The organism is Streptomyces sp. NPDC001634 (genome assembly GCF_040298185.1).
Taxonomy (GTDB): Bacteria; Actinomycetota; Actinomycetes; order Streptomycetales; family Streptomycetaceae; genus Streptomyces.
Genome location: NZ_JBEOZU010000034.1, coordinates 91062 through 101194 on the forward strand (window position 1 = coordinate 91062; position 10133 = coordinate 101194).

8 protein-coding genes and 1 pseudogene are annotated in these 10133 nt (G+C 69.9%); 8 read left to right on the top strand and 1 reads right to left on the bottom strand.

Features of this window, described 5'->3' with window-relative positions:
- Positions 1 to 1049: 1049 nt before the first annotated feature.
- From ABT186_RS23500 to ABT186_RS23515, 4 genes are all read left to right on the top strand, one after another.
- Positions 1050 to 2480, top strand: coding sequence for a DUF3560 domain-containing protein (locus tag ABT186_RS23500; protein WP_351926667.1), 1431 nt, complete (start codon positions 1050 to 1052; stop codon positions 2478 to 2480).
- Positions 2481 to 2564: 84 nt separating this feature from the next.
- Positions 2565 to 2822: a hypothetical protein gene (locus tag ABT186_RS23505; RefSeq protein WP_351926669.1), complete on the top strand. Its 258-nt coding sequence runs from the start codon at positions 2565 to 2567 to the stop codon at positions 2820 to 2822.
- A gap of 403 nt (positions 2823 to 3225) precedes the next feature.
- Entirely contained in the window at positions 3226 to 4644 is a 1419-nt protein-coding gene (locus ABT186_RS23510; RefSeq protein WP_351926671.1) for an ammonium transporter, read from the top strand.
- Between the two features lie 125 nt (positions 4645 to 4769).
- Positions 4770 to 5105, top strand: coding sequence for a P-II family nitrogen regulator (locus ABT186_RS23515; RefSeq protein WP_351926673.1), 336 nt, complete (start codon positions 4770 to 4772; stop codon positions 5103 to 5105).
- Between the two features lie 9 nt (positions 5106 to 5114).
- Here ABT186_RS23515 and ABT186_RS23520 read toward each other — a convergent pair.
- Positions 5115 to 6068, bottom strand: a pseudogene (locus tag ABT186_RS23520) (ABC transporter ATP-binding protein); the annotation flags it as partial.
- A 563-nt stretch (positions 6069 to 6631) separates the two neighbouring features.
- On the opposite strand from ABT186_RS23520, the gene ABT186_RS23525 reads away from it, so the two are divergent.
- Genes ABT186_RS23525 through ABT186_RS23540 form a run of 4 tightly spaced genes read left to right on the top strand, consistent with a single transcriptional unit; the run spans position 6632 to position 9806 of the window.
- Complete coding sequence (locus ABT186_RS23525; RefSeq protein WP_351926675.1) at positions 6632 to 7219, top strand: hypothetical protein; 588 nt, start codon at positions 6632 to 6634, stop codon at positions 7217 to 7219.
- A gap of 38 nt (positions 7220 to 7257) precedes the next feature.
- The gene (locus ABT186_RS23530; protein ID WP_351926677.1) at positions 7258 to 8208 is read left to right on the top strand and encodes an ATP/GTP-binding protein; all 951 of its coding nucleotides are present in this window, start codon (positions 7258 to 7260) and stop codon (positions 8206 to 8208) included.
- A 42-nt stretch (positions 8209 to 8250) separates the two neighbouring features.
- Complete coding sequence (locus tag ABT186_RS23535; RefSeq protein ID WP_351926679.1) at positions 8251 to 8931, top strand: SAF domain-containing protein; 681 nt, start codon at positions 8251 to 8253, stop codon at positions 8929 to 8931.
- Between the two features lie 2 nt (positions 8932 to 8933).
- Positions 8934 to 9806: a hypothetical protein gene (locus ABT186_RS23540; RefSeq protein ID WP_351926681.1), complete on the top strand. Its 873-nt coding sequence runs from the start codon at positions 8934 to 8936 to the stop codon at positions 9804 to 9806.
- Positions 9807 to 10133: the final 327 nt, after the last annotated feature.

The following is a 10133-nucleotide window of genomic DNA, read 5'->3' on the forward strand; positions in this document are numbered from 1 at the left end:
CTCCTGCACCACGCCCCCCACGTGCGGATCCGTAAGGTACTCCGCCGGTCAGCCTGGGATGTGCGCCCCCTCGGTGACCTTCTTCACGCCGCAATACCCACTCTCTACAGTTCCTCCCCATTCGTAGCGGCGTGATTCTATGTTCAACAAAGCTGAAGACGGAAGATGCGATCAAGGTCTTGACCTGCACTTTCCTTGCGCACAACAACTACCGGCGCACATGTAGGCGATGGGGCGATCCTGTTGGTACCCGGCTCAAACCCGCGTCGACGAGCGTGCGACGCGCTCGCGGGCGCCGACTTCTCCTAGGTGCCGGCGGTGGCGTGGGCCTCGTCCACAACCAGCAGGTCGAAGACCGGTGGGCGGGAAGACGGCCGAGTGCTGGGCTTCGGGCGATCTTGGACAGGCAGTCGTACGTGAAGCACACCATGGCGTGGCGGTGGCGGCCCAGCCAGTAGGCCAGGTACTCCCCCGAGTTGGTCGAGGCGACTTCTTCGTTGGCCAGCAGCGGGTGGCGCGCAGGCTGAAGACGGCGATCGGCGATCATCGGCTCGCGGCGGTGATCCGCGCGGCCGGCCGCGGCCCACTGGGCGATCAGATCCAGGCCGGGCACCGCCACGGCGGCTCCTGACCCGTCCGGCTCTGTCAGGACAACCGGGGCTCGGCGGTCCCGCGCTCCGATCGCACACCGCGTGGGACCGCCTTCTGGCTGACGCCCACCCACTGCCGCCCCACCGCTCAGCCACATCTCTGACCAGCGCAAACTCTGCACCCGCTATAGCAGTCGGCGTGAGAATGACCTGGCCGTTCGTCACTCACGTCAGCAACCGGTGAGCACTACCCCTCAGTGCCAATCACCAGGTCGCGGAGGCTGCGTCGCTGACACTCAGATGACGATGTCCGACTGACACTCGCCCGCAGACTGTCACGCACGGCCGGACGCGCACGCGGACGCGGTCGACCTGGACGGGTGGGAGGGCGAGGGCGGAGCGCTCGCGCACGGCGGAGAGCTCCCCCCGCCGGCAACACGTGATGAGGTGTCCCCGCGGGTGGCTGACGTGATGTCCGACCCGTCCGGGGCGGACGTGTGGGAGGCAGAGGGCGGCACGGTGCCGGGCGTCGACACCCCGGCCCCCGTCGCGGCGGCTGCGGCGGTTATGCCGATCGACTGGGCGAAGCCTGCCGGGCGCGGTGACTGCGCGGCGGCAAACACGTGTGGCGGGTTCGGGGTGCTGCTGTGGGACGTGCCCGGCTGTGCTCCGCGCTGCGCCGAGTGCGCCGCACGGGTCATGGGGCACACTCCGGCGGCACTGCGCGCGCTCACCCTGCCCGGGGACGTCGCGGAGGCGGAGGAGGAGGCCGAAGCAGCCGACATCGTCATCCGGCACACCCACGAAGACGGCACCACCGTTGAGGGCTCCGCCAAGGGTGACGGGGTGTGGGAAGCGTTGCGCCCGCTGGGCTGGACCTACCGGCGCAACCCCGGGATCTTCATCCGTGGCAGCCGCTACAAGAGCGCCGACCGGTGGAAGATCAACCGGGCTGCGGACGCGGTGCGCGCACTCGGCCTGTCATGCGCTGTGGTGATCGAAGAGGGCATGTCGTTCGCCGAGCGGGAGGCCGCCCGCGTGGATGCGTCCGAGAACCGGGCGCAGCGGTACGCGGACCGGTCCGGACGTGCGGCGGCATCGTCGCAGGCTGCGCGGGATGCCTCGGACCGGATCGGCGAACGGTTCTGGATGGGCCAGCCGATCTTGGTGGGCCACCATTCGGAGGGGCGCGCCCGCAGGGACCAGGAGCGCATGCACAACGCCATGCGCAAGAGCATCGCCGAGGGCGAGCGGGCCGGTTACTGGGCCAATCGCGCCCAGGCGGCGGAGGCTTACGAGCGGTATCGGAAGAACCCGGGGCGCACGCTGCGCCGTATCGAGAAGCTGGAGGCGGAGCGGCGGGGCGTTCTGCGGGAGCGTGACGGCGTTGACGACAAGGGGCGCACGGCTGATGTGTGGCGACGCGAGCCGTCCGAGGCGCGCCACCAGGAGCTGACGCGCCGTCTGGCCGAGTACGACGAAGAGCTGACGTACTGGGCGGAGACGATCAAGGAGGCGGAGCGGCGCGGCTTCAAGGTGTGGGGACGGGCCGACTTCGTGAAGGGCGATTTCGTGCAGTGGCGGGGGTCCTGGTACGAGGTGACCCGGGTCAACGCCAAGACGGCGACCGTGCCGCACATCCACGCCGCGTTCGATGGCGGCACCGTCGGCGCCGTCGGCGGCTGCCGCGTGGTCACCCGCGCGGCAACGGCTGAGACCCGGCACAAGGGCAGCACGTACACGCTCCCCTACAACGAGGTGAGCGGGCGCATGTCGGCCGAGCAGATGCGGGCCGCCCTGGCGGGCGAGGCGATCCCCGCCGACCCGCGCGACATCACCCCGGAGCCCGCCCCGACACCGGGTTCATTGCCGCCGTCGCCGCCGGCCTGACCGTCACCACACCGCCTGACCACCCCATGGCCGGGCGCCCACGGCACCGGCAGCCTCCCAGGATTCCTCAGAGGAAGCACAGCTATGCGACTGAGCAAGCGCCGAGCGACCACCCTGAACCGACGCGCGCGGTTTCTGCACCAACGCCGGAAGCAGCGGGGCACGTTGCCGTGCCTGGAGACCGGCGGGACCCAGGTCTACGCCTACTGGAACTGCGGTGAAGGCCTGATGGTGTCCGTCCATCTGGACACCGGTGAGGTACCCGGCGACCTGATCAGCCCGGATGGAACGATCCCGATCCGGATCACGGTCAACGGTGAATGTGTCTTCAGCGCCGACTGATACCGCGGAAGCGTTGAACTTCCCCCCATAAGCGCGTATTGACGGTGGGTCACCCGTCCGGGCAGAGCAGGGAAAAACAGGTGGAACGCGGTACCTGGTGCGGAGTGCCGGCCGGTGCACAGCGGGGTGAATCATGTGGGGTTGCTGTGACGTGGTCGTGGGACGAGTGGCAGATCACGCCACCTGTCACGAGCGCGTCAAAAAGTTGGCCGGAAATCGTTCGTTGACCGGATGTTCATGTCCGGTATGCGAACTGGCCGTGGGAGATCCGTTTGACGGTGAGCGGAAATTTGCGCCGCCGACATGCCCCCGGAACCGCGTGGCAACAGATCCGGCAGGATCCTGCGGGGCACAACCGGCGGTCTGCCGGACCGCCGCTCCCACGAGGGGAGTTGACGGTGCAGTGATTCCGTATCCCAGCTGGCTGAACGCCGGCGACAACGCGTGGCAGCTCATCTCGGCGACGCTCGTCGGCCTGATGAGCATCCCGGGTATCGCGATCCTCTACGGCGGCCTGGTCCAGCGCAAGTGGGTCGTGAACACCATGTTCATGGCCTTCACCGGCTTCTCGCTGGTGCTGGTGGCCTGGGTGCTCTGGGAATTCAAGATGGGCTTCGGCGAGCCCCTGAACTCCCACTGGCCCGGCATCCTCGGCGCGTTCGTCGGCCGCCCCGGCACCATCGTCGGCTCGGCGAGCGAGCAGCAGCAGGCGACCATCCCGCTCGCGACCGGGGCGATGCCGAGCTTCCGCTTCCCCCAGTCCACGCTCGCCTACTTCCACTTCGCCTTCGCGGCGATCACCCCGCTGCTGTTCCTCGGCAGCGTGATCGGCCGGATGAACATCCGCGCCTGGCTGCTCTTCGTCCCGCTGTGGTCGACGCTGGTCTACACGGTCAACGCCTTCCTGCTGTGGGGCGGCGGCTGGTGGGCCCAGCAGGGCGCGCTCGACTACTCCGGCGGCTACGTCATCCACCTCGCCGCCGGCACGTCCGGCTTCGTGGCCGCCGCGGTGATCGGCCCGCGCCTGGCCCGTGACCGCGCGCACGGCGTGCCCAACAACCTGCCCATGGTCGCCGTCGGCGCCGGCATCCTGTGGCTCGGCTGGAACGGCTTCAACGGCGGCGACATGTACTTCGGCGGCCACAACGCGGCGGCCGCCGTCCTCAACACCAACCTGTGCACGGCCGTCGCCCTGCTGGTCTGGGTGTTCTGGGACATGTTCGCGGGCCCGCAGCGCAAGCCCACCTTCCTCGGCGGCATCAACGGCATGATCGTCGGCCTGGTGGCGATCACGCCCGCGGCCGGCTTCGTCACCGGAATCGGCGCGATCTACATCGGCGTCATCTCGTCGTCGATCGTCTGGCTGGCCTGGAATTACCTGTCCAAGGTCCGGCCGTTCAACAAGGTCGACGACGCGCTCGGCGTCGTCTACACCCACGGCATCGCCGGCCTCGCGGGCGGCATGCTCGTCGGCATCTTCGCCGACCCGGCCATGGCGGTGTACCTCAACAAGGACGGCACGACGGCCTTCTCCACCAGCGGCTGGCTCTACGGCAACCTCGACCAGCTGTGGAAGCAGGCAGGCGCCGCCGGGACGGTCATCCTCTACGACGGCGTGATGACGTTGCTGATCCTCAAGGCCATCGGCCTGTTCGTGAAGCTGCGGGCCCCCGACCCGGTCCTGGAGAGCGGCGACCTCGCGGTCCACGACGAGGAGGCGTACCCGGCGGAGACTGCGGTGGCGACGGGGTCGGAGCCGATGGCGGTGGCGGCGACACCGACGCCCGCACCACAGAAGGAGCCCGAGACGGACTCAAGCTGATTCGACGGGAGTTGGGGACCGGTGCAGCGTCAACCGGGGACTGCGACTCACAGCGGCTTCGCCGCGGGCCCCCGGGCCCCCAACCGACCCGGCGTGACCGAGCGTCACAAGGTCAGGGGGCTCCGGTGAAGCTGGTCACCGCGGTCCTCCCTCCACACCGCGTGCCGGACATCATGAAGGCCCTGCAGTCCTTCGGGGTGCGCGGAGTGACCGTGACCGAGGTGCGGGCGTACGAGCCGAGGCCCATCCGGGTGGAGATCTACCGGGGCAGCGAGTACCGCGTGAACCTCGCCCCGCGGCTCAGGCTCGACATCCTCACCCTCGACTTCGACGCCGCCGACCTGGTCCGTGTCATCCGTGCCGCAGGCGCCCGCGGCACGGGCGGCGGCACGGTGTGGGTGACTCCGGTGGAGGAGGTGGTACGCATCAGGACCCGGGAGCGGGGGCCGGACGCCATCTGAACCGCCCGGTCAGGCAGGGGGTGTGCGGTCCCCGTGCCAGGTACGCCACAGCGCCGCGTACGCGCCGTCCGCCGCCACCAGCTCGTCGTGCGTGCCGAGTTCGGTGAGCAGGCCGTCCTCCATCACCGCCACGCGGTCCGCGTCGTGGGCGGTGTGGAGGCGGTGGGCGATGGCGATGACGGTACGGCCTTCGAGGACGGCGGCGAGGGCGCGCTCGGTGTGCCGGGCTGTGGCCGGGTCCAGCAACGCCGTCGCCTCGTCGAGGATCAGCGTGTGCGGGTCGGCCAGCACCACGCGGGCCAGGGCGAGTTGCTGGGCCTGCGAGCCGTCGGTGCGGCAACCGCCCTCGCCCAGCTCGGCGTCGAGGCCGTCGGGCAGAGATCGCACCCAGTCGTCGGCGCCGACGGCGGCGAGGGCCGACCACAACTCGGCGTCGGCCGCAGAGGGTTCGGCGATCCGCAGGTTGTCGCGGACCGTGCCCAGGAAGACGTGGTGCTCCTGGGTGACCAGCACGACCTGGCGGTGCAGCCGCTCGGGTTCGAGCCCGGCGATCGGCACCCCGCCCACGGTGACCGTGCCGGCGGTGGGCGCGTCGATGCCGGCGAGCAGCCTGCTGAGAGTGGTCTTCCCCGCGCCGGAGGGGCCCACGACCGCGAGCCGTTCGCCGGGGCGCACGGTGAGGTCCACACCGTGCAGGACCTCGCCGCCGCGGCCGTAGGCGTAGCGCACACCGGTGACATCGATGCGGTCGTCGGCCGGAGCGGGCGCGTCGCCCTCGGGCGCGGACCGCGGTGCGCGGGCCAGCCCCTCCACGCGGGCGAACGAGGCGCTGCTCGCCTGGAGTTGCTCGACCCGGACGAGGATCTGGTCGAGGGGTTCGGTGAACTGGCGCAGATACAGCGCGGCCGCGACCACGGCCCCGAGGCTCAGCTCACCGTGCGCGTGCAGCGCCCCGCCGACCACCGCCGAGGCCCCCGCCGCCTCGGCGGACGATGCGCTGGCCGCCGAGGTTCCCGCGGCTCCCACCGCCGCGCCCGGCTCTGAGCTGGCCCGGCAGGTGCCGATGGGCGCGGCAGTCCTGGACGACCTCGAGGACCGGGGGCCTACCACTGACGTGTGGGTGCCTCTGGCCGGCGGCGATCCGCGGCCGTGGACCGAGCTGTAAGCCGCCGCCTATGGAGTCGGCTCCGACTCGGTAGATCCGATGAGGGTGCCCCTCCGCCGCGGTGCGTCGTTGGCCTGGTGTGCCGTCGGCTCCAACAGCCAGGCATGAAGGGGACGTTTGCGCACGCAATGAGTGAAGTGACAGAACTACAAATCGCCTTCGGATTTCGAAAGTGACCGGGTACGTCCCGAGTTGTGCGAGTGAACTCGATTATCACGCTGGGAAGTTGACTGCCATATGCGTAACCTGACGACTACACAAAGTGCATCAGCACAGCTCGACCAGGTTTCAACAGGTGAGCTATGAGGGGGCGCGCCTTCGAGAGACGCCCGTCCATGGCGCCGCCGAACGGGGAGGCATCGTGACACGCCGCACACACCACACCGCCCGCTCCAGTGTTCGCTTCCGAAATCAGATGATGGCGGCCGCGGGATTGTGTGCCGTACTGGCCGCCCTCTCCGCGTGCAGCAGCTCCGACAAACACTCTCAGTCCCCGTCATCCGCTGCTACCAGTCCGTCCGCCACCCAGGACTCGAAGGAGCAGGCAGCTGGGGACGCCGCGCTGGCCGCCTGGCGCGGGATGGACACCGAAATGGTCAAGGCGTACCACCGCGGCAAGTCTTCCGGCACCAAGCTCTCCACGTACGCCGCGGACAAGGCCCTCTCCAAGATCGAGAGCGAGCTGTTCCAGTACCGCCAGGCCGGCGTGCACTTCGAAGGAGAGCCGAAGTCGACAGCGAAGGTGACCGCGGTCGACATCGAGTCCACCCCGCAAAAGGCCACCATCACCGAATGCCTGGATACCACAGGCTGGAAGGCGATGCAGGGCAGCAAGAACGTCACCAGTCCCAACCAGGTCCAGCGCTACACCGTGACCGGATCCGTCCGCACGATCGGCGCGCAATGGAAGATCGTCGACTACACCGTGGACAAGGAGCTCGCATGCTGACCCGTCCGAGATCCGCGGCCGCTGTCGTATTAGCCCTTGTGCTAGGCCCCGCCGGTCTCGCCTACGCAGGAAACGACCCCACCGTCTCCCCGCACCCCACTGTCGCCCAGCCCACCGACTGCGGCGACATGAGGGTGTGCATCGGCGTCGGGACCGGCGGATCCGACGCCAAGCCCTCCGGCGGCACCAGCGGAACACACACCGCGAAGACCTCAACCAGCAAGAAACGCACCTGTAGCACCTACTTCTCCGCTAGCAAGGCTGGCGGAATCGACGAAAAGGGCCCTCGCGGGTACGAAGTCCCGTGCGAGGACCCTGACCTGGGCTCTTTCTCCGGCGGCTGCTACTACAAGAAGGCCGACCCTCAGCCCCCGGCCGGTGATCCCGCCTGGCAGGGGCACAAGCCAGGCGACGGGGCGATCTATCAGCGCAGCTGCCCCTTCGGCGTCCCTGGCAACGGTGTCCTGGCCGAGGGCTTCGTGTGGATGGCCCAGCCACCGGCCGTGGCCGCTGTCGATCCGGCGCAGCTCGCCCAGGAAGCCATCGACAAGATGACGCTGCGCGGCCCACAGATCGGCATCACTCCCAAGCCTGGAGGCAAGGGCGTGGTGGGCATGCCGGTGTGGCTGTGGAACCAGAAGAAAGCCGAGACGTGGGGCCCCAACACCGCAAGTGCCTCCGCGGGCGGCGTCACCGTGACGGCCACCGCGAAAGTCTCGAAGATCGTGTGGAAGATGGGCGACGGGAACGCGGTCCCCTGTACCAATGCCGGAACCCCGTACAAAGCGGCGTACGGCAAGAGCTCCTCGCCGGACTGCGGCTACCGCTACACCGAGTCTTCCTCCACCGAGTCCGGCGGCAAGTTCCACGTCACGGCGACCTCCACCTGGACCATCGACTGGCAGGGCGGCGGCCAGACCGGCCAGCTCACCGAGATCCGCAACAGCGCCGTGGACATCACCGTCGCCGAGGTCCAGGTCCTCAACTGACCGGCCCGCGCCTCTCGAACACCCCGGAAAGGCCCAACCGTCATGGAAACCCCCGCCGCCGCACCGGCGCTGCCGCGTCCGGCCCGCCTTGAGGTGCCCATCACCACGACCCCGCCGGTCAAGCGGGAACGCCGATGGTCCATGGTCGCCGTGTACGTCCTGCTCGCTGTTCTGTCCGCTCTCGCCGCGGCCGCAGCCGTCAACTCCGCAAGCAGCCGCAGCAAGGTGCTGGCGGTTGCCCGCGACGTACCTGCGGGGCATGCCGTGACCGCCGCGGACGTGACTGTCGCCGAGGTCTCCGCCGACGCCGCCCTCTCCCCGCTCCCTGCCGCCGACAAGAACTCCGTCCTCGGGAGACGAGCCGCTGTCGACCTCCAAAAGGGCGGACTGCTCCTCGCCTCGGAGCTGAACCCGGGAAGCGGCCTGGGCGACTCCCAGCAGCAGGTAGGCGTCCTGGTCAAGCGGGGCCAGGCCCCGGCCGGCACCCTCGCTTCGGGCGACAAGGTCCTCGCTGTCACCACGCCCGCACAAGGAGACGACACCAGCGCAAAGAACGAGACGCCGCCGTCCTCGATCAGCGCCGTCGTCGTGAGCGTCTCCCGGCCCGACGCCACTGGTTCGGTCGTGGTCAACCTCGCTGTCGCCACCACCGACGGCCCCGTGCTGGCCACCCGTGCCTCCCAGGGCCGCATCGCCCTGGTCCGTGAACCGCGGAGCAACTGACCATGCCCGTCACCAGCATCGCCTCCGCCAAATCCTGCGGCGTCACCACCGCCACGCTCGCCCTCACCCTGGCCTCCGCCCGCCCGTCTCTGCTCGCCGAGTGCGACCCGGCCGGCGGCACCATCCGGGCCGGACTGCTCACCGGACAAGTCAGCGCCGGATACGGCCTCTACCACCTGGCGGCCGCCGAGCGCGTCGGCCCGGTCGAGCTGGCCAACGCGTTCGCCTCGCATCTATGGCCGCTGGACGGCCAGACCGGGCACCGCAAGGTGCTGCCCGGCCTGACCGACCCCGCTCAGGCCGCCGCACTCAGCAGGACCTGGCCCGCACTCTCCGACGTCTTGCACGTCATGGCCGAATCCGCCGGCCACGACGTGTTCATCGACGCCGGGCGGCTCGCCCTGGAAGCCGGGCGCCTGCACCCCACGCTCACCCCGGCGCCCCTGCTGCACAAAGCCGACCTCGTGCTGATCGCAGTCCGCGGCACCGAGCAGTCCCTGACCCTCGCCCGTCACCTGATCCACCCGCTGCGTGCCGAGCTCGAGGAGCACGGCACGGGCGCCGACGCGCTCGGCCTGCTCCTGATCGAGGACGGCCCGTTCCGCTCCCACCAGGTCGCCGAGGCCCTCCAGACACCCGTGCTGGCCGCGCTGCCGTGGGACCCCGACACCGCCGCCTACCTCACGGCCGGCGGGAAGCCGCCGCGCGGCTTCGCCCGCAGCCCGCTGCTGCGCTACGCACGCACGGCCACCGAACAGTTCGAGGCCATCGCCGCCCGCCGCAAGGTCCAGCAGCACTTCCCCGCCCCGCCGTCCCACCCGCAGCTCGCGGGGGTCCTGGACCGCCTGGCCAACCGCCGAGGTGCCCGTGGCTGACACCCAACCGCGTACCGGCGCCAACGGACACGTCCCGGCCCCCATGGACCGCGAGGACATCGCCCACCTCCTGACCGGCAAACTCGGCGAGCGACGGGCGGCGCCCCCACCGCGTCCCGCCGTGGCGGCCCCGCCGACGGCATCCGGCGCAACCACTAGTAGGGCTTGGTCAGGTTCGTATTGGGGTGGGTATGTCTCGGTGGCAGGTGGGGCAGGTGCCGGCCCAGAGGGTGAGGAGTGTCTGCAGCTCGCGGACTGCTTGGTAGAGGCTCAGTCCTGCGCCGTGTCTTTTGGGGCGCCTGCCAGGCGTCGGAGGGTGCAGAAGGC

Coding starts and splice junctions, on each gene's coding strand:
- ABT186_RS23540 (WP_351926681.1), top strand. CDS start 8,934: ATGCCCGTCACCAGCATCGCCTCCGCCAAATCCTGCGGCGTCACCACC.
- ABT186_RS23505 (WP_351926669.1), top strand. CDS start 2,565: ATGCGACTGAGCAAGCGCCGAGCGACCACCCTGAACCGACGCGCGCGG.
- ABT186_RS23535 (WP_351926679.1), top strand. CDS start 8,251: ATGGAAACCCCCGCCGCCGCACCGGCGCTGCCGCGTCCGGCCCGCCTT.